This is a genomic window from Enterobacter cloacae complex sp. 402C9 (assembly GCF_050030745.1).
Lineage (GTDB): Bacteria > Pseudomonadota > Gammaproteobacteria > Enterobacterales > Enterobacteriaceae > Enterobacter > Enterobacter intestinihominis.
This window is the reverse complement of the sequence record NZ_JBLGUW010000001.1, coordinates 745,297-770,225: the sequence shown is the minus strand read 5'-3', so window position 1 is coordinate 770,225 and position 24,929 is coordinate 745,297. Positions and strand designations below refer to the sequence as shown.

Sequence of the window (24,929 nt, the reverse complement as noted above, 5' to 3'; positions counted from 1 at the left end):
GCGCACGGACGCGCGCCAGCCGTAGCCGTCAGAGGCTATTAAATACGCGGTTTTCCTGCTCCTGAACGCGGATAAACGTCGTGCGTTTAGTCAGCTCTTTCAGGCGGGAAGCCCCCACGTAGGTGCAGGCAGAACGCAGACCGCCGAGGATATCGCGCGCCGTGTTTTCGACCGGGCCGCGCAGTGGCAGCTTCACGGTTTTACCTTCCGCCGCACGGTATTTCGCGACACCACCCACGTGACGGGTCATCGCAGATTCAGAGCTCATTCCGTAGAACAGCATGAATTTCTCACCGTTCTCTTCCACCACGGTACCGCCGCTCTCTTCGTGGCCGGCCAGCATGCCGCCGAGCATCACGAAGTCCGCGCCGCCGCCGAAGGCTTTCGCCACATCGCCTGGCATGGTGCAGCCACCGTCGCTGATGATCTGGCCGCCCAGACCGTGCGCGGCGTCAGCGCATTCAATTACCGCAGACAGCTGTGGATAACCCACACCGGTTTTCACGCGCGTGGTGCAAACGGACCCCGGGCCAATGCCTACTTTCACAATGTCGGCCCCGGAGAGGATCAGCTCTTCACACATTTCACCGGTCACCACGTTGCCCGCGATGATGGTTTTGGTTGGCCAGGCTTCACGCGCCTTGCTGACGAACTGGACGAAATGCTCGGAATAACCATTTGCCACGTCAATGCAGACAAAATTCAGCGCCGGATTGGCGTTCAGGATCTGTTTGGTTTTCTCGAAATCTGCATCAGACGTACCGGTCGAGACCATCACATGCTTCACCACGTCAGCCGAGGCGGAGGCGACAAACGCATTCCACTCCTCAGGGCTGTAGTGTTTATGTACCGCAGTAAGGATGTCGAATTGCGCCAGCGCGGTCGCCATCTCGAAGGTCCCGACGGTGTCCATGTTGGCCGCGATAATCGGCACGCCAGACCACGTCTGACCGGAATGCTTAAAGGTGAATTGACGTTCGAGTTCAACGTCTGAGCGACTTTTCAGTGTAGAGCGTTTAGGGCGGATAAGAACGTCTTTGAAACCTAACTTCAGATCTTCTTCAATACGCATGTGCGGATTCCTGGGGTTAGAGGCAAATATATTAAAAGCACAACTCCAGTGACGCTATCATACGCACTAATACCTGCTCCGCAAGACTGCGAAATTCTCTTTTTTTACGCTACAATCCTATAAATTTACCTGGTAAAAAGCGGGTAAAGAGAGCTAAACATTGGCTGTTGTAAGTTTGAATTTTAAGCAACTGATTTTAAAACTGAATAATTCCCAGGATCTGATTTAATGGGGTATATCGTCGCATTAACCGGCGGCATCGGTAGTGGTAAAAGCACCGTTGCGCACGCGTTTGCTCGTCTCGGCATCACGATTATCGACGCCGATATCATTGCCCGTCAGGTGGTAGAACCCAATACACCCGCCTTAAACGCCATCGAAGCGCATTTTGGTCGCCGTGTGATACAGGCTGACGGCACCCTGAATCGTCGGCAGCTGCGTGAGTGCATATTTTCCGATCCGGCGGAAAAAGCCTGGCTTAATGCCCTGCTCCACCCCATTATCCACCAGGAAACTCAGCGTCAGATTGCCGCAGCCAGTTCGCCCTATGTGTTGTGGGTGATCCCGTTACTGGTGGAAAATCAGCTTCAAAATAAAGCAGACAGAACGCTGGTGATTGACGTTTCCCGCGAAACGCAAATCCAGAGAACCATGGCGCGTGACCATGTTTCACGCGAGCATGCTGAACAAATTCTTGCCGCACAGGCCACGCGCGAAGCGCGCCTCGCCGTTGCGGATGATGTTATTGATAATAACGGCGCACCAGATGCCATTGCATCGGATGTTGCTCGTCTGCACGCGAAGTATCTGACCTTCGCCGCGCAGGCCGTTGCACAGGAAAAACCATAATGTCGACTCATATCCTTTTTGAGCATCCGCTTAACGAAAAAATGCGTACCTGGCTACGCATAGAATTTCTTATTCAACAACTTTCACAACATCTGCCCGTCAACGATCATGCCACCGCGCTGCATTTTTTCCGCAACGTGGGCGATCTGCTGGATGTGATTGAACGCGGCGATGTCCGCACTGAGCTGTTGAAAGAGCTGGAGCGCCAGCAGCGTAAATTACAGGCCTGGGCCGAAGTACCGGGCGTAGATAAAAGTCGAATTGACGCTTTACGCCAGCAGCTAAAAAACAGCAGCGCGACGCTGATGGCCGCGCCGCGCGTTGGACAATTTTTACGCGAGGACCGTCTGATTGCGCTGGTGCGTCAGCGTCTGAGCATACCGGGCGGTTGCTGTAGCTTTGACCTTCCAACGCTGCATATGTGGCTGCACATGCCGCAGGAACAGCGCGATCGCCAGGTGAACAGCTGGATGGGCAGTCTGGAGCCGATGAATCAAACGTTATCCCTGATCCTCGATCTTGTGCGTAACTCTGCCCCGTTCCGCAAGCAGACCAGTCTCAACGGTTTTTATCAGGATAACGGCGACGACGCCGATCTTCTGCGTTTGAATCTCTCTCTTGGCGAGCAGCTTTACCCGCAAATTTCCGGACATAAAAGCCGTTTCGCGATCCGCTTTATGCCGCTGGACAGTGAGCATGGCACCGTGCCGGAACGCCTCGATTTTGAACTGGCCTGTTGTTAAGGAGTGCCGATGTCTGACGTAACCACCGTAAACTGCCCAACCTGTGGGAAAACTGTCGTCTGGGGAGAAGTGAGTCCATTTCGCCCATTCTGCTGCAAACGCTGTCAACTTATAGACCTGGGCGAATGGGCGGCGGAAGAGAAACGCATTCCGAGCGAAGGCGATCTCTCGGATAGCGATGACTGGAGCGAAAACCAGCAGTAACATTAAAAGCCTGCTGGCGCTTCGCTTAGCAGGCCTACGGTTGTGCGACCAGCCGGAGGATCACAGGCTCATTGGCAGGCGGGAATTTTTCCGCATCGCTGGCCTGAAGCTCAATCCAGTTACCCGGCTGCCCCTCTTTTCCCCATGGCTCACCTTCCCAGTTTTCCACCAGCCAGAACCAGAGCGTGATGTGCCTGTCCGGAAACTGGTACTCCAGCTTATCGAACAGCGTTGCGTCAAGCGGGGTGATCCCCACCTCTTCCTGAAGCTCACGCACCAGCGCCTGCTCCGGCGTTTCACCTGATTCGATTTTCCCGCCGGGGAATTCCCATTTGTTGGCCATATGCGCATCGGCGGCACGTTGGGTAATGAAGATCTGGTTTTGCGGGTTGCGAATGATCCCGACAGCAATTTGCAGTGTTTTCATCATGTCACGTCCATAAAAAAGGCGCAGATATCTGCGCCTTTTCGGTTTGTTATGTTCTTAGCTCAGGCGGCCGTGGCACGCCTTGTATTTTTTGCCGGAACCGCATGGGCACGGATCGTTACGACCGACTTTACGATCGCCCGTCTGCGCTGCGATTGCCGCTGCGGCTTCGCTCTCATCGGTCTGATGACTCAGCTGCTGCATCTGTGCCAGACGCTCAGCTTCTTCACGACGCTGCTGCTCCATCGCTTCCACTTCTTCCGGCATACGCACCTGAACTTTGCTCAGAGTGCTGATGACTTCATACTTCAGCGACTCCAGCATGGCAGCAAACATGGAGAAGGATTCACGCTTGTACTCCTGCTTCGGATCTTTCTGCGCATAACCACGCAGGTGGATACCCTGACGCAGGTAGTCCATTGCCGCCAGGTGCTCTTTCCACAGGGAGTCCAGGGTCTGCAACATTACGCCTTTCTCGAAGTGACGCATCATCTCAGCGCCAACCACTTCTTCCTTACGCTTGTAGACGTCCAGCGCGGTTTCGTAGATACGCTCGCGCAGGGTCTCTTCGTGCAGCTCAGGCTCTTTGTCCAGCCACTCTTTGATTGGCAGTTCGAGGTCGAAGTCGTTTTTCAGACGTTCCTGCAGGCCTTCGATATCCCACATCTCTTCCAGAGACTGCGGTGGAATGTGCGCGTCGATAGTGGCTTTGAACACATCTTCGCGAATGCTGTTAATGGTTTCGCTCACGTCGGACACGTCCAGCAGTTCGTTACGCTGGGTATAGATTGCACGACGCTGGTCGTTGGCAACGTCATCATATTCCAGCAGTTGCTTACGAATGTCGAAGTTGCGGCTTTCTACTTTACGCTGGGCGTTGGCAATCGCTTTGGTAACCCACGGGTGCTCGATCGCTTCGCCAGGTTTCATGCCCAGTTTACGCATCATGCCGGACACACGGTCAGAGGCAAAAATACGCATCAGCGCATCTTCCATGGACAGATAGAAGCGGGAAGAACCGGCATCACCCTGACGGCCCGCACGACCGCGCAGCTGGTTATCGATACGACGAGATTCATGACGCTCGGTACCAATGATGTGCAGACCACCGGATGCCAGCACCGCGTCGTGACGCACCTGCCAGTCGGCTTTGATCTGCGCGATTTGCTCCGGGGTTGGGTTTTCCAGCTCGGCCACTTCGGCCTGCCAGCTACCGCCGAGCATAATATCGGTACCACGACCCGCCATGTTGGTAGCGATGGTTACGGCAGCCGGGTAACCCGCCTGCGCAACGATATCTGCTTCTTTAGCGTGGAACTTGGCGTTCAGCACGTTGTGCTTGATGCCCGCCTTGGTCAACTCGTTAGACACCACTTCAGATTTCTCGATGGAGATGGTCCCCACCAGAACCGGCTGGCCCTTCGCGGTACGATCGCGAATATCTTCGATGATCGCCTGGATTTTTTCCGCTTCGGTCATGTATACCAGGTCCGGCATATCCTTACGGATCATTGGACGGTTGGTTGGTACTACCACGGTATCCAGCTTATAGATGGAGCTAAACTCAAACGCTTCGGTATCTGCGGTACCGGTCATCCCCGCCAGCTTCTCGTACAGACGGAAGTAGTTCTGGAAGGTGATGGAGGCCAGCGTCTGGTTTTCGTTCTGAATATCCACGCCTTCTTTCGCTTCCACGGCCTGGTGCAGACCATCGGACCAGCGACGTCCCTGCATGGTACGACCGGTGTGTTCATCGACGATGATGACTTCACCGTCTTTAACGATGTAGTCAACGTCGCGGGTGAACAGGGCGTGCGCGCGCAGTGCAGCCGTTACGTGGTGCATCAGCATAATGTTGCTCGGGGAGTACAGAGACTCGCCCTCTTCCATAATGCCTTCAGCCACCAGCAGCTCTTCGATTTTCACCAGGCCGCGTTCGGTCAGGTTGACCTGACGCGCTTTTTCATCCACGGAGAAGTGACCTTCACCCTGGAAAGTATCGGAGTCTTCTTTCTCCTGACGCAGCAGGTGTGGAATGATTTTGTCGACTTTACGGTACATCTCGGAGCTGTCTTCGGCCGGGCCGGAGATGATCAGCGGGGTACGCGCTTCATCGATCAGAATGGAGTCAACCTCATCCACCAGCGCATAGTGCAGTTTACGCTGGACGCGCTCTTCAGGGCTGAACGCCATGTTGTCACGCAGGTAGTCGAAGCCGTATTCGTTGTTGGTGCCGTAGGTGATGTCCGCGTTGTAGGCTTCACGCTTCGCAGGTGCCGGCAGGCCGGACATGTTAATGCCCACGGTCATGCCGAGGAATTCGAACAGTGGACGGTTATTTTCGGCGTCGCGTTGCGCCAGATAGTCGTTGACGGTAACAACGTGAACGCCCTTACCCGTCAGCGCATTCAGGTAAGCCGGCAGCGTTGCAGTCAGGGTTTTACCTTCACCGGTACGCATTTCCGCGATGCAGCGCTCGTTGAGCACCATCCCGCCCAGCAGCTGCACGTCGAAGTGACGCATGCCGAACACGCGTTTACTGGCCTCACGTACTACGGCAAAGGCTTCCGGGATCAGGCTTTCTAAGGTTTCGCCTTTCTCCAGACGCGCACGGAACTCCGCGGTTTTTGCTTTCAGTTCATCATCAGAGAGCTTCTCCATCGCCGGTTCCATACCGTTGATGACGTTCACAGCTTTGCGCATGCGGCGCAGGGTACGATCGTTACGACTACCAAAAACTTTGGTTAACAATTTGATTAGCATAATAAAATCTCAAACGCCCCAGTCGGGCAGATAAATTAAGGTATTGAAAAAGGGTTAATTTAGCTGAAGCGTTGAGGCCCGGCACGGATGCCGTGAACCTGGCTAATCCAGGTCGAAACAGAGAAGGATGCGGGGGAAACAAAAGCAGTTTGCGCCGTCTGACTCACGGTCACAGGCGGCTGGTTGTCCTGCGTCAGAAGCGCATTGAGCGTATCGAGCAGAGCAAGGTGCTGAGCCTGGACCGGCAGCGTTTCTTCAGCAACAGGCATCGTCTGCGGCGCCATCGCGAACGACAGATGGCGAATAACCGTGCGAATCGCGTGTTGCTGCCAGTAATCAACGGAGAAATTGGGACGACGGCTGGCTTCAAGCCATGCGAGATTAGTGAAGTTAACCCGCGTGGTGAGATCGTGCTTGGTCGTCGTGGAACGTGCTGGGGTTGCCGCGTCTGCGCTGTTGCTGAGCACAGGCAAGCCGAGACTCGCCGCGACCATCCCCAATAAGAGATGCGGCCAGAAGTAACGTCTGCCAAATTGTCGCCAGCGCGTCAATATTCCGCTCACTTGCTCCACCACGTTCGCCCGCCAGTGCAGGCTGAGTTCAGTTATTCTTTTTTAGCGCCCAGATATTACCACTAAAGCCAATACACGACAGCAGGAATGACACCTTGCAGCAGGTAAAAACGGTCATTAATGCAGCGAACACACCGTTATTTGGCACCCAACACAGGCCAGGGGGTGAGAGAGACAAATCCAGAAAGGGCAGAAATAAAAACGACTGGCTTCCCTGGTCGGAGAGAGTACCAGGTGAACCAGTCGCTTTTCTTACGAAACGGCTTTAACCGTTACGCCAGGACCATAGTCGGGGCTTTGAACGCCAGCGGCAGTTCAGCTTCGTCTTCGAAGGTCACATATTCCCAGGCTTCCTGTTTTGCCAGGACGGCCTGCAACAGTTTGTTGTTCAGTGCATGACCGGATTTAAACGCGGTAAAGGCACCAATGATGTTGTGACCACACATGAAGAGGTCGCCGATCGCGTCCAGCATTTTGTGACGAACAAATTCATCTTCAAAACGCAGACCGTCTTCGTTCAGTACGCGATAATCGTCAACAACGATGGCACAATCGAAGCTGCCGCCCAGGCACAGGCCGCGGGATTGCAGATATTCGATATCACGCATAAAGCCGAAGGTACGTGCTCGGCTGATCTGACGCATGAACGCATCCGCAGAGAAGTTCATCGCATAGCGCTGGGTGCTGGAGTCAATCGCCGGATGGTTAAAATCGATGGTGAAGTCCAACGAGAAACCATTGTACGGTTTGAATTCAGCCCATTTGTCGCCATCTTCGACGCGAACGGTCTCTTTAATGCGAACAAATTTCTTCGCGCAGTTCAGTTCTTCGATGCCGGCATCCAGCAACAAATAAACGAACGGAGCAGCACTCCCGTCCATGATCGGGATTTCTGGCGCATCGACTTCAACCATAATGTTGTCGATACCCAGACCCGCCAGGGCGGCGTTCAGGTGCTCTACGGTAGAAATCCGCACGTCATGCTCGTTCACCAGACAAGTACAGAGCATAGTATCACGCACAGATTTGGCATCGGCCGGAAAATCTACCGGTGGATTCAAGTCGGTGCGACGATAGATGACCCCGGTATTGGCCGGCGCAGGGCGTAACGTCAGTGTGACTTTCTTGCCGGTATGTAAACCGACACCCGTCGCCTGAACGATACGTTTAAGTGTCCTTTGTTTGATCATCGTATAATCTCGCCAAATTAACTATCCAACCGAGAGTGTATATCACTAACGGTGGGCCAGTTTAGCACAAAGAGCGCAAATCCCCAAATTCCAGCCAATTCTTAGTCAGCTTGCTTACGCAGGAACGCCGGGATATCCAGATAATCTGGCTCTTTTGCCGTTTGTGGAGTCGGGTCGTTCACCACTTTCGCAGCCGGTTTTTGCTCCTGAGTCAGAGGCGACATACCGTGCTGCTGGTAACGATCCATCACCGGCTGCTGAGTCTGTTTGTTGGTCACGAGGGTGATCTCAGGACGCTTGTCCATACCGATACCGGTGGCCACAACAGTCACACGCAGTTCGTCGTTCATTTCCGGGTCAAGGGACGTGCCGATAACAACGGTAGCGTTGTCAGAGGCGAATGCACGGATGGTGTTACCCACGGTTTCGAACTCATCCAGACGCAGGTCAAAGCCAGCGGTAATGTTGACCAGCACGCCGCGCGCGCCAGACAGATCGATATCTTCCAGCAGTGGAGAAGAGATCGCCATTTCAGCGGCTTCTTCCGCACGGTCTTCACCGCTCGCCACGCCAGAGCCCATCATCGCATAGCCCATCTCGGACATCACGGTGCGAACGTCTGCAAAGTCAACGTTCATCAGGCCAGGACGGGTAATCAGTTCAGCAATACCCTGAACCGCGCCTTTCAGCACGTCGTTTGCCGCGCCAAAGGCGTCCAGCAGAGAGATACCGCGACCCAGCACTTTCAGCAGCTTGTCGTTCGGAATGGTAATCAGAGAGTCCACGTGCTTGGACAGCTCGGTGATACCCTGCTCCGCGAAAGCCATACGCTTCTTACCTTCAAAGTTAAAAGGCTTGGTCACGACAGCAACGGTCAGAATACCTAAATCTTTAGCGACTTCCGCCACAACGGGTGCTGCACCGGTACCTGTACCGCCACCCATACCCGCTGCGATGAAGACCATGTCTGCACCGTCCAGTGCAGCGCGCAGCGCTTCACGATCTTCTTCAGCCGCGTTGCGGCCCACTTCCGGGTTAGCCCCTGCTCCCAGACCTTTGGTGATGCCACCACCGATCTGAATCGTCTGGCCAACAGCCGTTTTACGCAGCGCCTGCGCATCGGTGTTCACCGCGAAGAATTCAACACCTTCGATGCGCTCGCGCACCATGTGCTCTACGGCGTTACCGCCGCCGCCACCGACGCCGATGACTTTAATCACCGCGTCGTTGGTTAATTCCATAGGTTCAAACATAATCTCTCTCTCCGTTGTGCCTGTCGCCCGAGACCGCTAATTCTCTCCGGTCTCTTAAAAAATTAAAATTCTTTTCGCAACCAGGTGTTAAGTCGTTTGACCCACGACCCCACCGAGACGCGTTTTTCCACCTCTGCCTCACCACTTAAATGGGATTCTTTCCCGTAGTGCAGCAGGCCCACCGCCGTTGAATAGTACGGCTCCTGAGCATAATCCGTTAAACCGGTGATATTCAGCGGCGCACCAATACGCACCTGCGTATGGAACACGCGCTGAGCGCAGGCCGCAAGACCTTCAATTTGCGCTGCCCCGCCGGTTAATACAATCCCCGCTGCGAGATGATGTTTCACACCCTGCTGGCGAAGCTGTTCCTGTAACTGCAAAATCTCTTCGTTGACCAGGTTGAGCAGCTCGGTATAACGCGGCTCAATTACCTCTGCCAGCGTCTGGCGTTGCAGGCTGCGCGGCGGTCGACCGCCTACGCTCGGCACTTCAACGCTCTCGTCTTTGCCGACGATAGAGCCCAGCGCGCAACCGTGGCGCACTTTAATCGCCTCTGCATCGCTCGGTGGCGTACCAAAGGCGTAAGCGATATCGCTGGTCACCACATTCCCGGCGTACGGGATCACTTTGGTGTGGCGCAACGCACCGCCGGTATAGACAGCCATGTCCATTGTACCACCACCAATATCGACCACACAGACGCCCAGTTCACGTTCGTCTTCGGTCAGCACGGAATAGCTCGCGGCAAGTCCGGCGAAAATTAGTTGGTCAACTTTCAGGCCACAACGTTCAACGGCTTTTACAATGTTCTTCGCCATATCGTTGTGACATGTGATCAGGTGCACTTTTGCCTGCATACGTACGCCCGACAGACCGACCGGATTCTTGATACCTTCCTGGTAGTCGATCGCGTATTCTTGCGGGATCACATGCAGCACACGGTGCTCGTCGCGAACACGCACAGATTTCGCCGTGTGGACAACGTTCTCAACGTCTTCCTGCGTCACTTCTTCTTCAGAAATCGGCACCATACCGATTTCATTCTGGCAGCTGATGTGCTTACCAGAAAGAGCCAGATAGACAGAGGAAATCTGGCAATCTGCCATCAATTCAGCCTGGTCGATGGCGCGCTGAACGCATTTCACCACCGACTCAAGGTCGTTTACCCCACCTTTATCCATACCACGGGAAGGGCAGCTGCCCACGCCAATGATATTGACCATACCGTCGGGCAGAACTTCCCCTACCAAAGCGGCAACCTTCGCGGTGCCAATCTCCAGTCCTACTACCAATTTTCTGTCCGTCGACTTGATCATTGTTGTTCTGCCTGTACCTGTGCCTGATTTTGTTGCTGATTAGGTTCCTCGACCGGAGCCGGCTCCCAACCGACTGCTGCGCCTGAGTCATAGCGCAAATCAACGTAGCTTATCCGTTTGCCATCCGTCTGCGCCTGCTGCTGTAAAACCGGGTAAAGTTCTACAAAACGCGCCAGACGTTTCATTGTGTCGCCGCGGCCAAGATTGAGCTTAATGCCATTCGTTAAGGTCAGCTGCCAGGAACGGCGCGCCGTCATCGCAGCATCTTTTAACGTAAAGCGATCCTTAGCCAGCACCTGCCCCATCTCACGAAAACCCTGCAATACTTCGTTTTCGCTGCCTTCCGGGCCATACAACATCGGTAAATTCTGCTTGTTGACACGATCGCTCGGGACGCTGAACGAATTTCCGTCTACGTCAACCATATGCTGATCATTCCAACGCGCAATCGGCACATATTCAACCAGATGAATCTTCAATTCATCAGGCCATTGCTTTCTGACACTCGCCTGTTTTATCCACGGCAGACGTTCAATCTGACTCTGGATAATGTTGACGTCCTGCGTCATAAAGGTGCCAGGCGACCCCAGCGCCAGAATTGACTGGCGAATGTCATCGTTACGCGTGTAGTGACGCTCTCCGGTCACTACCAGCTTCGACAGCGGCAACCGCTGTGCGTCTTCCATCCAGCCCAGCACCATCCAGCCGCTGATAAACACGGTGCACAGCACCCCGAGCAGGAAGATAATCCCTGCAAGACGCGTTCCATTACTCCGGCGCGAAGAAGAATATTCTTCTTCGTCATCGCGGTTGCGCGTGTTCAACGCAGCCTGAGACATATCAGCCCGCCTGGTCCAGAATACGTACGACTAATTGCGAGAAGCTCATTCCCGCCTGACGCGCCGCCATCGGCACAAGGCTATGGCTGGTCATACCCGGAGACGTGTTTGCTTCCAGCAGATAAAATTGCCCGTCACCGTCAAGCATCACATCAATTCGTCCCCAGCCTCGGCATCCCAAAACATTCCAGGCTTTAAGCACCAGAGACTGTAATTCCGCTTCACGTTGTGCTTCAAGACCAGCTGGGCAGAAATATTGCGTCTCATCAGAGAGATACTTCGCCTCATAATCATAGAAGACTCCGGCGGGTTGGATGCGAATTGACGGTAAAATTTCTTCACCAAGCATCGCGACGGTAAATTCCGGCCCGCTAAGCCATTTTTCAATCAGAACTTCTTCATCATGTTGAAATGCCAGTGCTAAAGCGTCAGCCAAATCTACAGCTTTATCAACTTTGGACATTCCCACACTCGACCCTTCACGGCTAGGCTTCACAATAACCGGTAAGCCCAGTGCCGCAATGCGTGTATTAACGCTGTCCGACAAGCCCAATTCAAATTCACGGCGCGTCAGTGCAACCCATGGCGCAACGGGCAGACCCGCCCCCTGCCACAGCAGTTTGCTGCGCAGTTTATCCATGGAGATGGCGGATGCCATCACGCCGCTGCCGGTGTACGGCATACCGATCAGCTCCAGCAGCCCCTGCAACGTGCCGTCTTCACCGCCGCGGCCATGCAACGCGATAAAGGCTTTATCGAAGCCCATCGCTTTCAGCTGCGTAACGTCCACCTCTTTCGGATCAACCGGATGCGCGTCCACACCACCTTCACGCAGGCCCGCCAGCACGGCAGCGCCCGAATTCAGAGAAACCTCGCGTTCGGCGGAAGTGCCGCCAAACAGGACCGCAATCTTATCAGCCATGACGCTCGTCCTCCTGAGTTTGCGGCTTCAGTTTGATTTCAGCTAAGGTACGGGCGATTTTGCCGATATTTCCCGCACCCTGAATCAGGATCAGATCGTTACCCGTCAGGACCGGGGCAAGCATTTCAGCTACCTGCACCGGGTCGGGGACCAGGATAGGGTCCACTTTACCGCGTCCGCGGATGGTACGACATAAAGACCGACTGTCCGCGCCCGGAATCGGCGCTTCGCCCGCGGCATAAACATCCAGCATCAGCAGGGTATCGACCTGCGAAAGGACGTTGGCAAAATCGTCATACAGATCGCGGGTACGTGTGTAACGGTGCGGCTGGAAGATCATGACCAGATTCTTTTCCGGCCAACCCGCGCGTGCCGCTTTGATGGTTGCGTCCACCTCCGTCGGATGGTGACCGTAGTCATCGACCAGCATCGCAGAACCTGGCTTACCGTTTACTGGCTCCAGTGGGAACTCACCCAGGAAGTCGAAGCGACGGCCCGTTCCCTGGAAGCTTTCCAGCGCGCGCAGGATCGCCTCATCATCAATGCCTTCTTCCGTTGCAACAGCCACCGCCGCCGCCGCATTCAGGGCATTGTGACGTCCCGGCGCGTTCAGGGTGACATGCAGGAGCTCTTTATCCTGGCGTGCCAGGGTGAAATGTCCCTGCGCACCTATCTGCTTATAATCTTCCACGCGTACATCAGCGTCTTCGCTGAAGCCGTAGGTGGTAATTTGACGCCCGACGCGCGGCAGCAGCTCGCGGATCACCGGGTCGTCCACGCACATCACCGCACGGCCATAGAACGGCAGGTTGTGCAGGAAGTTAATAAAGGTCTGCTTTAAGTTCTCGAAGTCGCCCTGGTAGGTATCCATATGGTCAGCTTCGATATTGGTGACGATAGCCACCATCGGCTGCAAATGCAGGAACGACGCGTCGCTTTCATCCGCTTCCGCAATCAGATAACGGCTGTGGCCCAGACGCGCATGCACGCCAGCGGCTTTCACCAGACCACCGTTAACGAACGTTGGGTCGAGACCCGCTTCCGCATAAATGCTGGAGACCATCGCTGTTGTTGTGGTTTTACCGTGCGTACCGGCCACCGCAATGCCGTGACGGAAACGCATCAGTTCAGCCAGCATTTCCGCGCGACGGATCACCGGAATGCGCGCCTCATGCGCCGCAACGATTTCCGGGTTATCCGCGGAGATCGCGCTGGACACTACAACCACGCTCGCATCGCTCACGTTTTCCGGGCGATGATTGAAATAGATAGTCGCCCCCAGCGACGCCAGCTGCTGCGTAACAGGGTTTGGCGCCAGGTCAGACCCGCTGATCTGATAGCCTTCGTTAGCTAACACTTCGGCAATACCGCCCATGCCAGCACCACCGATGCCGACAAAGTGAATGTGCCGGACGCGACGCATCTCGGGCACGATAGAACGCAGTTTTGCCAGTTGTTGTGTATTCATTCTCTAAACGCCATCGACTACTTCAAAAAAATCGTGCAGCGCAACACGCACTGCGAGAATTATGCCTGGGCTGCCAGGCTCACTTCTTTTGCCACCCGTTCCGTTGCATCCGGGATAGCGGTCGCGCGTGCGCGTTGCGCCATCTCCAGTAATACATCCCGGTTCCAGCCCGCCAGGGTAGTGGCGACCGCATCAGCGGTAAATTGTGGCTGCTCAAAAATCTTCGCTGCGCCCGCTTTCTCAAGCGGCAGCGCATTCCAGTACTGCTGTCGGTCTTTGTGCTGGAACGGCACAAACAGCGCCGGTAAACCGGCGGCGGCGATTTCGCTCACCGTCAGCGCGCCCGAGCGACAGACCACAACATCGGCCCAGGCATAGGCTGCGGCCATATCATCAATAAATTCAGTCACTTTATGCTGCAGCTGACCTTCCTGCGCGTAAGCCTGCTCAACGCTCTGCTGAGCGCCCTTCCCGCTCTGGTGCCAGATGGTCACCGCATCACCCAGTTTTGCCGCAACCTGCGGCATCGTCTGGTTTAAAATACGTGCGCCCTGGGAACCGCCGACGACCAGCACGCGCACCGGCCCTTCGCGACCCGCCAGACGCGTATCTGGCAGCGGCAGCGCCAGCACGTCCACACGTACCGGATTCCCTACGACATCCGCTTTCGGGAATGCCCCGGGGAAGGCCTGCATAACTTTGGTGGCGATTTTTGCCAGCCATTTGTTGGTCAACCCGGCAATACCGTTCTGCTCATGCAGAACAACGGGGATGCCCAGTGACCACGCCGCCAGTCCGCCCGGACCGGAAACGTAACCGCCCATGCCCAGAACGACGTCAGGCTTAAAACGCTTCATAATGGCGCGCGCCTGACGCCAGGCATTGAAAATGCGCACCGGCGCCAGCAGCTGCGCCTTGATCCCTTTGCCACGAAGACCAGAAATACGAATAAAGTCGATCTCGATACCGTGTTTAGGTACCAGGTCGGCTTCCATGCGGTCTGCGGTTCCCAGCCAGCGTACCTGCCAGCCCTGTTCCATTAAATGGTGCGCAACCGCCAGTCCCGGGAACACGTGTCCGCCGGTCCCGCCTGCCATCACCATTAACCGCTTCGGTTGATTCATCGTGAACCTCGTGTAAACGCCTGAGCTTTCTCCAGACGCGTTTCATAATCTATGCGTAACAAAAACATGATGGCCGTCGACATGATCAACAAACTCGAACCACCATAACTGATCAACGGCAACGTCAGACCTTTGGTCGGCAGCATACCCGCTGCGGCCCCAACGTTTACCAGTGCCTGGAAGCTAAACCAGATACCAATTGAGCAGGCCAGGAAACCGGAGAAGCGGTGATCGATCTCCAGCGCTTTACGGCCAATCGACATGGCGCGGAAAGCGACGAAGAATACCATTAATAGCGCCAATACCACACCGATATAACCCAGTTCTTCCCCAATAATGGAGAAGATGAAGTCGGTATGCGCCTCCGGTAAATACTCCAGTTTTTGCACCGAGTTGCCCAGGCCTTGGCCCCAGACTTCGCCGCGGCCAAACGCCATCAGCGACTGTGTCAGCTGATAACCGCTGCCGAACGGATCTTCCCATGGGTTCCAGAACGAGGTCACACGGCGGATACGGTATGGTTCGGCGAGGATCAGCAGCACCACTGCCGAAATCCCCATCCCGATGATGGCAATGAACTGCCACAGTTTTGCTCCCGCCAGGAACAGCATCGCCAGCGTAGTGACAAACAGTACGACTACCGTACCGAGGTCGGGCTGCGCCAGCAGCAGGATCGCAAGCACCAGAATCACGCCCATCGGTTTTAAGAAGCCGCGCAGGTTGTTACGAACTTCGTCGACTTTACGCACCAGGTAGTTTGCCAGGTAGCAGAACAACGAAAGCTTGGTGAACTCTGCAGGCTGAATACGCAGCGGACCAAAGGCGATCCAGCGTGATGCCCCGTTAACGGAGCTCCCGACGACCAGAACGATCAACAGCATGATGATTGAGGCGATAAGCATGGCCGTACTGTGCCGCTGCCAGAACGACATCGGCAGGCGTAAGGTGATCATTGCCAGGCAGAACGCGAGAATGATGTACAGCCCGTCACGCTTGGCAAACAGGAACGGATCGTTTGCCAGACGCTGTCCGACAGGCATCGACGCCGAGGTGACCATAATAAAGCCGGTCGCAGCCAGCCCCAGCGTGAGCCAGAACAGCGTGCGGTCGTACATAATCAGGCTGTCGGAATCTTTATCCCGTGAAGCCATCACCCAGCCTTTCAGCGCCGTAAACAGCCATACCAGGATACCAACCCCTGGCAGACGCGGCATTTTCAGGCGAGGGAGAGATAAACGCATCAGCCTAACTCCTTCGCCAGGCGGGTAAAGACATCGCCCCGCTGTTCGAAATTCTTAAATTGATCGAGGCTGGCACAGGCTGGCGAGAGCAGCACCATATCGCCGGGCTTCACGCGGGGGGCGATAAGGCGCATCGCCTGTTCCATGGTCTCGGTTTGTTCGGCGACCTCAGGACGCAACGCCGCAAGCTCGCTGCCATCGCGGCCAAAGCAATAAAGGCGCACGTTATCACCGTTGAGGTACTGCTTCAGCGAGGAGAAATCGGCTGATTTACCGTCGCCGCCCAGCAGCAGATGCAGTGTGCCTTCAACGTGCAGACCGTTCAATGCCGCCTCGGTGCTACCCACATTGGTCGCTTTGGAATCGTTAATCCAGCGTACGCCGTTGTGCTCCAGCGCCAGCTGAAAACGGTGAGCCAGGCCGGTAAAGGTGGTCAGCGCCTTCAGGCTTGAAGATCGCGGCAGACCAACGGCATCCGCCAGCGCCAGCGCCGCCAGGGCGTTGGTGTAGTTATGCTGGCCGGAGAGCATCATCTCTTTCACGTTCAGCACCTTCTCACCTTTCACCCGCAGCCAGGTTTCGCCCTGCTGGCGGTTAAGGTGATAGTCACCCATGTTAATACCGAAGCTAATGCAGCGATCGTCTGCGCCACGCACCGGCATGGTGAGTGCATCATCGGCATTCACCACGCAGACTTTGGCATTTTCATAGACACGCAGCTTGGCCGCGCGGTACTGCTGCAAGCCGAACGGGTATCTGTCCATATGATCTTCGGTGACATTAAGGATCGTCGCCGCCGCCGCATGCAGGCTTGAAGTGGTTTCCAGCTGGAAGCTGGAAAGCTCAAGTACAAACAGCTCACACCCTTTATCGAGCAGCATCAACGCGGGCAGACCAATGTTACCGCCCACGCCGACATTTTTGCCCGCCGCTTTCGCCATCTCACCCACCAGGGTGGTGACGGTGCTTTTACCGTTTGAACCGGTAATGGCAACGATCGGGGCCTGCGCCTCCCGGCAGAACAGTTCGATATCGCCAACAATCTCAACGCCTGCATCCGCCGCGGCACTCAGCGAAGGATGCGCCAGCGCCATGCCCGGGCTGGCAACAATCAGATCGGCGACCAGCAGCCACTCATCATTCAGACCACCCAGGTGGCGTTCAACCTGCTCCGGCAGCTTGTCCAGACCCGGCGGAGAGACGCGCGTATCCATCACGCGCGGCGTCACGCCACGCGCAAGGAAAAAGTCCACGCAGGAGAGGCCGGTAAGGCCCAACCCGATGATAACGACTTTTTTGCCCTGGTAATCTGCCATGATTAACGTACCTTCAGCGTTGCCAGGCCAATCAGCACCAGCATCAGCGAAATAATCCAGAAGCGCACAATGACGCGCGGCTCCGGCCAGCCTTTCAGTTCATAGTGGTGGTGAATCGGTGCCATACGGAAGATGCGCTGGCCGCGCAGCTTGAAGGAACCGACCTGCAAAATCACCGACAGGGTCTCAACCACAAACACACCGCCCATAATCACCAGCAGGAACTCCTGACGCAGCAGCACGGCGATAATGCCCAGCGCGCCGCCCAGTGCCAGTGAACCGACGTCGCCCATAAAGACCTGCGCCGGATAGGTGTTGAACCACAGGAAGCCCAGCCCCGCGCCGACAATCGCCGTACAGACGATCACCAGCTCACCAGCGTGTCGCAGGTACGGGATGTGCAGGTAGTTTGCAAAGTTCATGTTACCGGTCGCCCACGCCACCAGCGCGAAACCGCCCGCGACAAACACGGTTGGCATGATGGCCAGGCCGTCCAGACCATCGGTCAGGTTGACGGCGTTGCCGGTGCCGACGATCACAAAGTAAGCCAGCAGAATGTAGAACAGCCCCAGCTGCGGCATCACGTCTTTGAAGAACGGCACCACCAGCTCGGTGGCCGGGGTGTCTTTTCCTGCCAGGTAAAGCGCGAAGGCCACACCCAGCGCAATTACCGACATCCAGAAATACTTCCAGCGCGCGATCAAACCTTTGGTGTCTTTGCGCACGACTTTGCGGTAGTCATCAACAAAACCGATGATCCCGTAGCCAACCAGAACAGTCAGCACGCACCAGACGTAGGGGTTAGACGGATAAGCCCACAGCAGAACGGACACCACAATCGCGGTCAGGATCATGATCCCGCCCATGGTCGGCGTACCGCGCTTGCTGAAGTGTGATTCCGGACCATCGTTGCGTACAACCTGGCCGAAAGAGAGTTTTTGCAGACGGGCAATCATGCGCGGGCCCATCCACAACGAGATGAACAGCGCAGTCAGCAGGCTGACGATGGCGCGAAACGTCAGATAGGAAAAGACGTTAAAGCCTGAATAATATTTGACCAAATGTTCGGCCAGCCAAACTAACATGTCCCGTTCTCCTGTAATGCGTGCACAACCTCTTCCATGGCGGCACTACGTGAACCTTTAACTAAAACAGTCACAATCTGTTTTTCTGTAATCAATGCCTTCAGGCGTTCGATCAGTGCAGATTTATCGGCAAAATGTTCGCCAACTTCACTGGCATCGGAAATGGCCTTGCTCAGCGTGCCTGCGCTCAGTACGCGGTCAAGCCCGGCAGCTTTCGCCGCTTCGCCAACCTGTACGTGGCAGGCTTCGCTTTCATCACCCAGCTCGGCCATATCGCCCACAACCATCACGCGATAGCCCGGCATCTCAGACAAGACCTGCACGGCCGCCGTCATGGAGCCGACATTAGCGTTGTAGGAGTCATCCAGCAGGAGTTTGTTTTCAGCCAGCTGGATCGGGAACAGACGCCCCGGCACGGCTTTTAAATTTGCCAGACCAGTTTTTATCGCAGCGTGTGAGGCCCCTACCGCCATTGAGAGCGCTGCCGCAGCAAGCGCATTGGCGATGTTATGACGACCCGGCAGAGGCAGCAGCACGTCGATGTCGCCCGTTGGGGTCGTGAGGGTGAACTCGGTGCCGTGTGACGTCACATGAATGTTGGTCGCCGAAAAATCACTGTTTGCCGCATTCGGGGAGAAGCGCCAGGTTTTGCGTGAACCAATGATGCTCTGCCAGTTCAGCCAGTCATTGTTATCGGCATTCATAATGGCGATGCCGTCATCCGGCAGGCCGGTATAAATTTCACCTTTCGCTTTCGCCACACCGGCCAGCGAACCAAAACCTTCAAGATGTGCCGCCGCCAGGTTATTCACCAGCGCCGCTTCCGGACGCGTCAGGCTCACGGTCCAGGCGATTTCGCCTTGATGGTTAGCCCCTAACTCAATCACCGCATATTCATGCTCGTGGGTCAGGCGCAGCAGCGTCATCGGTACACCGATGTCATTATTAAGGTTGCCCGCCGTATAAAGCGTGTTTCCGCACTGGCTAAGGATCGCCGCCGTCATCTCTTTAACGGAGGTTTTGCCCGACGAGCCCGTCAGCGCCACGACGCGTGTTGGCACCTGCTGGCGAACCCATGCCGCCAGCTCACCAAACGCCAGGCGCGTATCTTTCACCACAATCTGCGGCAAATCGATATCGAGCTTACGGTTGACCAGCAGCGCACCCGCGCCGTTATCTTTAGCCTGTTGCGCAAAATCGTGGGCGTCAAAACGTTCACCCTTCAGCGCCACAAACAGGCAGCCCACCGTCACCTTACGGGTGTCGGTGGTCACAGCCTCGATGGTCAGATCCTGACCATGCAGCATCCCCTGCAATACCGCAGCGGCCTGGCTTAACGTAATGCTAATCATGCCACCACTCCCAGCAGACGCGCTGCCGTCACGCGGTCGGAGTAATCCAGACGACGATTGCCGACGATCTGATAATCTTCATGACCTTTACCGGCCAGCAGAACCACATCGTTCTCCTGCGCCTGCATAATGGCGTTAGTCACGGCCTCCGCACGGCCTTCGACCACGCGCGCACGACCCGCATCCAGCATGCCCGCCAGAATGTCGTTGATAATGGCCCTCGGCTCTTCGGTACGCGGGTTGTCATCGGTCACCACGGGAATATCCGCGAACTGCTCAGCGATGGCGCCCATCAGCGGACGTTTGCCCTTGTCGCGATCGCCACCGCAGCCAAACACGCACCAGAGCTTGCCTGCGCAGTGCAGACGCGCCGCTTCCAGCGCTTTTTCCAGCGCATCCGGCGTATGGGCGTAATCCACGACCACCGTCGGCTTGCCCGGCGCACTGAACACTTCCATGCGGCCACAGACCGGTTGCAAACGCTCAGACGTTTTCAGCAGATCTACCATCGGGTAACCCAGCGCCAGCAGCGTCGCCAGCGCCAGCAGCAGGTTACTGACGTTGAAAGCCCCCATCAGGCGGCTTTCAATTTCACCTTCGCCCCAGGTGGAAGCAAAGCGGATCGTCGCCCCGCTATCGTGGTAGTTCACTTCGACTGCCTTCAGCCAGCGGCCACGACAGTTCGGATTAATGCGATCTTCCATCGACACCGCCACCGCATCTGGCAGTTTTTCCAGCCAGCGGCGACCGACTTCGTCGTCGGCGTTAATGATCGCCTGCCCGTGGTGGTGAGTGGAATAAAGCAGCCATTTCGCCGCTTCGTAGTGCTCCATATCACCATGATAATCAAGGTGATCGCGGCTCAGGTTTGTAAAGACAGAGGCGGCAAATTTCAGTGCCGCCACGCGATGTTGTACCAGACCATGGGAGGAGACCTCCATCGCCGCGAAGGTCGCCCCCTGCTCTGCAAGGCCTGCCAGCACACGCTGCACGTCAACCGCCGAGCCTGTAGTGTTTTCCGTCGGGCTTACTTTGCCCAGAATACCGTTCCCCACCGTGCCCATGACGGCACCGGTTTCACCCAGCAGCTGAGCCCATTGCGCCATCAACTGAGTGGTGGTGGTTTTTCCGTTGGTTCCTGTCACGCCAACAAGCTTTAACTGGTCGGAAGGTTCGTCGTAAAAACGTCCTGCCAGCGCGGAGAGACGCTCATTCAGCTGGCTGAGATAGATGACCGGCACGCCGTGCATTTCACGGATCTCACCGTCTGTTGCCTCATCTTTGGCCTCAGCAATAATGGCAGCAACACCTTGCGCAATCGCCTGCGGGATATAACGACGCCCGTCCGCCTGATGACCTACCACTGCCACAAAAAGATCGCCAGAAGCCGCTACGCGGCTGTCCAGTACCATCTCTCGCAGTGCTCGCGCAGGTAGCATAGGCACCCACGGAGCAAGAAGGTCGCGCAAATTACGATCTGCCACCTGTTCCCTCGCCTTGATTAATTACAAATTCACTTTTTTCGCCCGTCGCCAGCGCATCCGGTTCAATGTTCATGGTGCGCAACACGCCGCCCATAATAGCCCCGAACACAGGCGCGGAGACGGCGCCGCCGTAGTATTTACCCGCCTGCGGATCGTTGATGACGACCACCAGCGCAAAACGCGGATTGCTTGCAGGCGCTACGCCTGCGGTATAGGCAATGTATTTGTTGATATAGCGGCCGTCCGGCCCCACTTTTTTCGCTGTACCGGTTTTGATGGCGATACGATAGCCCTTAATCGCGGCCTTCACGCCACCACCACCGGGCAGCGCGACGCTTTCCATCATATGTACGACGGTACGAACGATAGATTCCGGGAAAACACGTTCCCCCGGTACCGGTGGATCAACTTTGGTGATCGACAGCGGGCGATAAATGCCATAGCTGCCAATCGTTGCGTAGACTCGCGCTAACTGTAAGGGAGTTACCATTAGCCCGTAGCCGAAAGAGAAGGTGGCCCTCTCTATGTCAGACCACCGTTGTTTTTGAGGATATAAGCCACTGCGTTCTCCGACCAACCCCAAATTGGTCGCCTTTCCCAGCCCAAAACGTGAGTAAGTATCTACTAACGCTGAGGACGGCATCGCTAACGCCAGTTTTGACACACCGACGTTACTCGACTTCTGTAAGACCCCGGTCAGGGTCAGTTCGCTGTAACGTGCCACGTCTTTTATTTCGTGGCCGTTAATTCGATAAGGGATCGTATTCAGAACGGTATTTTCGTTGACGATGCCCCGCTGTAGAGCCGTCATCACCACCATAGGTTTTACGGTTGAACCGGGTTCAAACACATCGGTGATGGAGCGGTTACGCATCGCATCTTTTGCTGTACCGGCAAAATTATTCGGGTTGTATGAGGGACTACTGGCCATCGCCAGCACTTCACCTGTCGCCACATCCACCAGCACGGCACTGCCCGATTCCGCCTTGTTAAACGCGACGGCGTTGTTCAGCTCACGATAGACCAGCGCCTGCAAGCGCTCATCAATACTCAGGGCCAGGTTGTGCGCGGCCTGGCTGTCTGTCGAGGAAATATCTTCAATGACGCGACCATAGCGGTCTTTACGCACGATTCGCTCGCCAGGCTGGCCGGTAAGCCACTTGTCGAAGCTTTTTTCAACGCCTTCAATCCCCTGGCTATCCACGTTGGTGAAGCCAATCAGGTGCGCGGTGACTTCGCCGGAAGGATAATAACGGCGGGATTCTTCCCGCAGATGAATGCCGGGCAGCTTAAGTTTTTTAATGTAATCAGCCATGTCAGGGTTCACCTGACGGGCAAGATAGATGAAGCGCCCTTTCGGGTTGGCGTTAACGCGTGACGCCAGCTGATCCAGCGGCATTTTCAACGCGTCTGAGAGCGCCTTCCAGCGGTTATCAAGGGTGATCCCGCCTGCGTCATGCAGCTCTTTAGGATCGGCCCAGATCGCCTTCACCGGTACGCTCACCGCCAGCGGGCGGCCGGAGCGGTCGGTGATCATCCCACGAGAGGTAGAAACTTCCTGCACGCGCAGAGAACGCATATCCCCCTGACGCACCAGCATGTCAGGCGCGATGATTTGTAGCCACGCCACACGTCCCAGCAGGAAACCCAGCGCCAGTAAAATGCAGCCGCAAAGCAACGCAAAACGCCAACTGATAAAGTTGGCCTGTTCTTCCTGGCGTTTTGGTTTTAGCGTTTTTGCCGCTGCTTTCATGCGTCGCGTTTTCCCTTATTTTTGTACTACGATATTTTCCTGCGAAGGATCGACATGCTGTAATTGCAGTTTTTCCGTTGCGATCCGTTCAACCCGGCTGTGATCGCCGAGCGCGTTTTCCTCAAGGATCAGATTTCGCCATTCAATATCCAGCGCATCGCGTTCCAGTACCATCTGTTCGCGCTGCGCAGTTAATAAACGGGTATGGTGAGCGGTGGTTACCACCATGACTGCCGTCACAATGATGCAAATGAACAAGCAGAGTGGCAGCTTCCCAAACCGCAAAAGATCGTCACCGATCACGCCAGGCAAGGCATGGCGCTCGTTGCTTCCTAACGATCCCTTAACTTTGCTTAGGGTCTCTGTCACTCTGCTGATCATGCGTTCGTCCTCTCTGCAATACGCAGCACTGAACTACGGGCACGTGGATTCTCTGCCACCTCTTCTTCGCCCGGCATCAACTTGCCTAATGCTCGCAACTGACGGCCTCCCAGCTTTCTGAGTTGTTCTTCCGTCATCGGCAGCCCAGCTGGAACCTGCGGACCGCGGCTCTGTTCACGCATAAAGCGCTTAACGATGCGATCTTCCAGCGAATGGAAGCTGATGATGGATAACCGCCCACCCGGGGCCAGCACGTCGAGCGAGCTTTTTAGCGCCAGCTCTATTTCCTCCAGTTCACTGTTTACCCAGATACGAACCGCCTGGAAGGTACGGGTCGCAGGATGTTTGTGCTTGTCCTTCACTGGCGTTGCCGCCGCGATGACTTCTGCCAGCTCTTTGGTACGGGTCATTGGCTCAACGCGGTTGCGCTCCACGATGGCGCGCGCAATACGTTTGCCAAAGCGTTCTTCGCCGAAGGTTTTGATCACCCAGGCAATATCCGCTTCGTCAGCAGTTTGTAACCACTCGGCGGCAGACTGGCCGCGGGTGGGGTCCATACGCATATCCAGCGGACCGTCGCGCATAAAGGAGAAGCCGCGTTCTGCATCATCAAGCTGTGGTGAAGAGACACCAAGATCGAGGAGGATCCCGTCGATTTTGCCGGTCAGACCGCGCTCGGCGACATAATCCGCAAGCGCAGAGAAAGGTCCATGCACGATGGAAAAGCGAGGGTCATCGATGGTTTGCGCAACGGCAATCGCCTGCGGATCGCGGTCAATTGCCAGCAGGCGCCCTTCCGCTCCAAGCTGAGAGAGGATCAAACGCGAGTGGCCACCGCGACCAAAAGTGCCATCAATATAGATGCCATCTGGACGAATATTCAGGCCGTTAACGGCCTCATCCAGCAGCACCGTTGTATGTTTATAATTTTCCATCATATTTATAGAGACAAGTCCTGCAGCCGTTCCGATAATGTTGCGGAATCAGACTGCTCAGCGTCGATATCTTCCTTGACCTGTTGATACCAGGTCGTTTCGTCCCACAGTTCAAACTTGTTGAACTGCCCGACCAGCATCACTTCTTTAGTCAGACCGGCATGTTGCCGCAACACAGGCGCAATCAATAATCGCCCGGCGCTATCCATCTGACATTCACTGGCATGTCCCAATAACAACCGCTGTACGCGGCGTTCCTGCGGGTTCATGCTCGACAGTCGCGACAGCTTTTGCTCAATGATTTCCCATTCAGGCAAAGGATAAAGCAGCAGGCAGGGGGAGTTGATGTCAATGGTGCAAACCAGTTGACCCGAAGCGTTCTCAATCAGCTGGTCACGGTATCGGGTTGGTACCGATAAACGCCCTTTGCTGTCGAGATTGACTAACGTTGCTCCACGGAACATGCCAGCCTCACCCCTCCTCACCACTTTAACCCACAAATTCCCACCTGAAGGAGTTTACGGAGCGAGGGAAAAGCTTGTCAAGCCAGGACTCTCTCTGTACGGACCCGAAAGCATCCTATTTACAGAGCAAGAGTGACCTGGCTAATAACTAAACAACTGGCGAGGCAAAATTA

At 55.6% G+C, this 24,929-nt stretch carries 23 protein-coding genes; 3 read left to right on the top strand and 20 right to left on the bottom strand.

What is annotated here, in order from left to right:
- Positions 1–28 precede the first annotated feature (28 nt).
- A complete protein-coding gene (locus ACQG1K_RS03645; RefSeq protein WP_022647054.1) occupies positions 29–1,072 on the bottom strand; it encodes a GMP reductase in 1,044 nt (347 codons plus the stop codon).
- A 228-nt stretch (positions 1,073–1,300) separates the two neighbouring features.
- Between ACQG1K_RS03645 and coaE the strand changes: the two genes are divergently transcribed.
- The 3 genes from coaE to yacG are packed head-to-tail and all read left to right on the top strand — an operon-like array spanning position 1,301 to position 2,868.
- Entirely contained in the window at positions 1,301–1,921 is a 621-nt protein-coding gene (gene coaE, locus ACQG1K_RS03640; protein WP_032625491.1) for a dephospho-CoA kinase, read from the top strand.
- On the top strand, positions 1,921–2,664 hold the full coding sequence (zapD, locus tag ACQG1K_RS03635; RefSeq protein ID WP_022647052.1) for a cell division protein ZapD: 744 nt from the start codon (positions 1,921–1,923) through the stop codon (positions 2,662–2,664). Before coaE ends, zapD begins: the two co-directional genes overlap by 1 nt.
- 9 nt (positions 2,665–2,673) lie before the next feature.
- Complete coding sequence (yacG, locus tag ACQG1K_RS03630) at positions 2,674–2,868, top strand: DNA gyrase inhibitor YacG (protein WP_003856332.1); 195 nt, start codon at positions 2,674–2,676, stop codon at positions 2,866–2,868.
- Positions 2,869–2,902: 34 nt separating this feature from the next.
- Here yacG and mutT read toward each other — a convergent pair whose 3' ends face one another.
- The 19 genes from mutT to mraZ all read right to left on the bottom strand — a co-directional run bounded on the left by mutT (position 2,903) and on the right by mraZ (position 24,756).
- On the bottom strand, positions 2,903–3,295 hold the full coding sequence (gene mutT / locus ACQG1K_RS03625) for an 8-oxo-dGTP diphosphatase MutT (RefSeq protein ID WP_032621758.1): 393 nt from the start codon (positions 3,293–3,295) through the stop codon (positions 2,903–2,905).
- Positions 3,296–3,352: 57 nt separating this feature from the next.
- Positions 3,353–6,058 (bottom strand): preprotein translocase subunit SecA, encoded by a 2,706-nt coding sequence (gene secA / locus ACQG1K_RS03620; RefSeq protein ID WP_022647050.1) that lies wholly within the window; start codon positions 6,056–6,058, stop codon positions 3,353–3,355.
- A 59-nt stretch (positions 6,059–6,117) separates the two neighbouring features.
- On the bottom strand, positions 6,118–6,621 hold the full coding sequence (secM, locus tag ACQG1K_RS03615) for a secA translation cis-regulator SecM (protein ID WP_063150317.1): 504 nt from the start codon (positions 6,619–6,621) through the stop codon (positions 6,118–6,120).
- Between the two features lie 281 nt (positions 6,622–6,902).
- On the bottom strand, positions 6,903–7,820 hold the full coding sequence (gene lpxC / locus ACQG1K_RS03610; protein WP_003856337.1) for a UDP-3-O-acyl-N-acetylglucosamine deacetylase: 918 nt from the start codon (positions 7,818–7,820) through the stop codon (positions 6,903–6,905).
- Positions 7,821–7,921: 101 nt separating this feature from the next.
- Positions 7,922–9,073: a cell division protein FtsZ gene (gene ftsZ, locus ACQG1K_RS03605; protein WP_022647048.1), complete on the bottom strand. Its 1,152-nt coding sequence runs from the start codon at positions 9,071–9,073 to the stop codon at positions 7,922–7,924.
- 62 nt (positions 9,074–9,135) lie between these two features.
- Complete coding sequence (gene ftsA / locus ACQG1K_RS03600) at positions 9,136–10,392, bottom strand: cell division protein FtsA (protein WP_003856340.1); 1,257 nt, start codon at positions 10,390–10,392, stop codon at positions 9,136–9,138.
- Entirely contained in the window at positions 10,389–11,231 is an 843-nt protein-coding gene (ftsQ, locus tag ACQG1K_RS03595) for a cell division protein FtsQ (RefSeq protein ID WP_003856342.1), read from the bottom strand. The genes ftsA and ftsQ overlap by 4 nt, the downstream gene beginning before the upstream one ends.
- Before the next feature lies 1 nt (position 11,232).
- Positions 11,233–12,153: a D-alanine--D-alanine ligase gene (locus ACQG1K_RS03590; RefSeq protein WP_023330111.1), complete on the bottom strand. Its 921-nt coding sequence runs from the start codon at positions 12,151–12,153 to the stop codon at positions 11,233–11,235.
- The gene (murC, locus tag ACQG1K_RS03585; protein WP_022647046.1) at positions 12,146–13,621 is read right to left on the bottom strand and encodes a UDP-N-acetylmuramate--L-alanine ligase; all 1,476 of its coding nucleotides are present in this window, start codon (positions 13,619–13,621) and stop codon (positions 12,146–12,148) included. The genes ACQG1K_RS03590 and murC overlap by 8 nt, the downstream gene beginning before the upstream one ends.
- A 59-nt stretch (positions 13,622–13,680) precedes the next feature.
- Positions 13,681–14,745, bottom strand: a complete 1,065-nt coding sequence (murG, locus tag ACQG1K_RS03580; protein WP_426760310.1) for an undecaprenyldiphospho-muramoylpentapeptide beta-N-acetylglucosaminyltransferase — start codon at positions 14,743–14,745, stop codon at positions 13,681–13,683.
- Positions 14,742–15,986, bottom strand: coding sequence for a cell division protein FtsW (ftsW, locus tag ACQG1K_RS03575; protein WP_367074837.1), 1,245 nt, complete (start codon positions 15,984–15,986; stop codon positions 14,742–14,744). Before ftsW ends, murG begins: the two co-directional genes overlap by 4 nt.
- Positions 15,986–17,302: a UDP-N-acetylmuramoyl-L-alanine--D-glutamate ligase gene (murD, locus tag ACQG1K_RS03570; RefSeq protein ID WP_023299321.1), complete on the bottom strand. Its 1,317-nt coding sequence runs from the start codon at positions 17,300–17,302 to the stop codon at positions 15,986–15,988. The genes ftsW and murD overlap by 1 nt, the downstream gene beginning before the upstream one ends.
- A gap of 2 nt (positions 17,303–17,304) precedes the next feature.
- Positions 17,305–18,387 carry a phospho-N-acetylmuramoyl-pentapeptide-transferase gene (mraY, locus tag ACQG1K_RS03565; RefSeq protein ID WP_003856353.1) on the bottom strand — a complete coding sequence of 361 codons (1,083 nt, stop codon included), beginning with the start codon at positions 18,385–18,387 and terminating at the stop codon, positions 17,305–17,307.
- Entirely contained in the window at positions 18,381–19,739 is a 1,359-nt protein-coding gene (gene murF, locus ACQG1K_RS03560; RefSeq protein WP_105323011.1) for a UDP-N-acetylmuramoyl-tripeptide--D-alanyl-D-alanine ligase, read from the bottom strand. The genes mraY and murF overlap by 7 nt, the downstream gene beginning before the upstream one ends.
- A complete protein-coding gene (gene murE / locus ACQG1K_RS03555; protein ID WP_023305439.1) occupies positions 19,736–21,223 on the bottom strand; it encodes a UDP-N-acetylmuramoyl-L-alanyl-D-glutamate--2,6-diaminopimelate ligase in 1,488 nt (495 codons plus the stop codon). The genes murF and murE overlap by 4 nt, the downstream gene beginning before the upstream one ends.
- On the bottom strand, positions 21,210–22,976 hold the full coding sequence (ftsI, locus tag ACQG1K_RS03550; RefSeq protein WP_022647040.1) for a peptidoglycan glycosyltransferase FtsI: 1,767 nt from the start codon (positions 22,974–22,976) through the stop codon (positions 21,210–21,212). Before ftsI ends, murE begins: the two co-directional genes overlap by 14 nt.
- 15 nt (positions 22,977–22,991) lie before the next feature.
- Positions 22,992–23,357 (bottom strand): cell division protein FtsL, encoded by a 366-nt coding sequence (gene ftsL, locus ACQG1K_RS03545; RefSeq protein WP_003856363.1) that lies wholly within the window; start codon positions 23,355–23,357, stop codon positions 22,992–22,994.
- The gene (rsmH, locus tag ACQG1K_RS03540) at positions 23,354–24,295 is read right to left on the bottom strand and encodes a 16S rRNA (cytosine(1402)-N(4))-methyltransferase RsmH (protein WP_003856366.1); all 942 of its coding nucleotides are present in this window, start codon (positions 24,293–24,295) and stop codon (positions 23,354–23,356) included. Before rsmH ends, ftsL begins: the two co-directional genes overlap by 4 nt.
- 2 nt (positions 24,296–24,297) lie before the next feature.
- A complete protein-coding gene (gene mraZ, locus ACQG1K_RS03535) occupies positions 24,298–24,756 on the bottom strand; it encodes a division/cell wall cluster transcriptional repressor MraZ (RefSeq protein ID WP_014830641.1) in 459 nt (152 codons plus the stop codon).
- Between the last annotated feature and the right edge of the window lie 173 nt (positions 24,757–24,929).

Bases quoted from the DNA above. Each gene is read 5' to 3' on its own strand.
- secA (WP_022647050.1), bottom strand. From the start codon at position 6,058: ATGCTAATCAAATTGTTAACCAAAGTTTTTGGTAGTCGTAACGATCGT.
- rsmH (WP_003856366.1), bottom strand. From the start codon at position 24,295: ATGATGGAAAATTATAAACATACAACGGTGCTGCTGGATGAGGCCGTT.
- ftsQ (WP_003856342.1), bottom strand. From the start codon at position 11,231: ATGTCTCAGGCTGCGTTGAACACGCGCAACCGCGATGACGAAGAAGAA.
- coaE (WP_032625491.1), top strand. From the start codon at position 1,301: ATGGGGTATATCGTCGCATTAACCGGCGGCATCGGTAGTGGTAAAAGC.
- ftsW (WP_367074837.1), bottom strand. From the start codon at position 15,986: ATGCGTTTATCTCTCCCTCGCCTGAAAATGCCGCGTCTGCCAGGGGTT.
- ftsI (WP_022647040.1), bottom strand. From the start codon at position 22,976: ATGAAAGCAGCGGCAAAAACGCTAAAACCAAAACGCCAGGAAGAACAG.
- ftsZ (WP_022647048.1), bottom strand. From the start codon at position 9,073: ATGTTTGAACCTATGGAATTAACCAACGACGCGGTGATTAAAGTCATC.
- mraY (WP_003856353.1), bottom strand. From the start codon at position 18,387: ATGTTAGTTTGGCTGGCCGAACATTTGGTCAAATATTATTCAGGCTTT.
- mraZ (WP_014830641.1), bottom strand. From the start codon at position 24,756: ATGTTCCGTGGAGCAACGTTAGTCAATCTCGACAGCAAAGGGCGTTTA.
- murF (WP_105323011.1), bottom strand. From the start codon at position 19,739: ATGATTAGCATTACGTTAAGCCAGGCCGCTGCGGTATTGCAGGGGATG.
- mutT (WP_032621758.1), bottom strand. From the start codon at position 3,295: ATGAAAACACTGCAAATTGCTGTCGGGATCATTCGCAACCCGCAAAAC.
- ftsA (WP_003856340.1), bottom strand. From the start codon at position 10,392: ATGATCAAGTCGACGGACAGAAAATTGGTAGTAGGACTGGAGATTGGC.
- yacG (WP_003856332.1), top strand. From the start codon at position 2,674: ATGTCTGACGTAACCACCGTAAACTGCCCAACCTGTGGGAAAACTGTC.
- murD (WP_023299321.1), bottom strand. From the start codon at position 17,302: ATGGCAGATTACCAGGGCAAAAAAGTCGTTATCATCGGGTTGGGCCTT.
- murG (WP_426760310.1), bottom strand. From the start codon at position 14,745: ATGAATCAACCGAAGCGGTTAATGGTGATGGCAGGCGGGACCGGCGGA.
- lpxC (WP_003856337.1), bottom strand. From the start codon at position 7,820: ATGATCAAACAAAGGACACTTAAACGTATCGTTCAGGCGACGGGTGTC.
- murC (WP_022647046.1), bottom strand. From the start codon at position 13,621: ATGAATACACAACAACTGGCAAAACTGCGTTCTATCGTGCCCGAGATG.
- ftsL (WP_003856363.1), bottom strand. From the start codon at position 23,357: ATGATCAGCAGAGTGACAGAGACCCTAAGCAAAGTTAAGGGATCGTTA.
- zapD (WP_022647052.1), top strand. From the start codon at position 1,921: ATGTCGACTCATATCCTTTTTGAGCATCCGCTTAACGAAAAAATGCGT.
- ACQG1K_RS03590 (WP_023330111.1), bottom strand. From the start codon at position 12,153: ATGGCTGATAAGATTGCGGTCCTGTTTGGCGGCACTTCCGCCGAACGC.
- ACQG1K_RS03645 (WP_022647054.1), bottom strand. From the start codon at position 1,072: ATGCGTATTGAAGAAGATCTGAAGTTAGGTTTCAAAGACGTTCTTATC.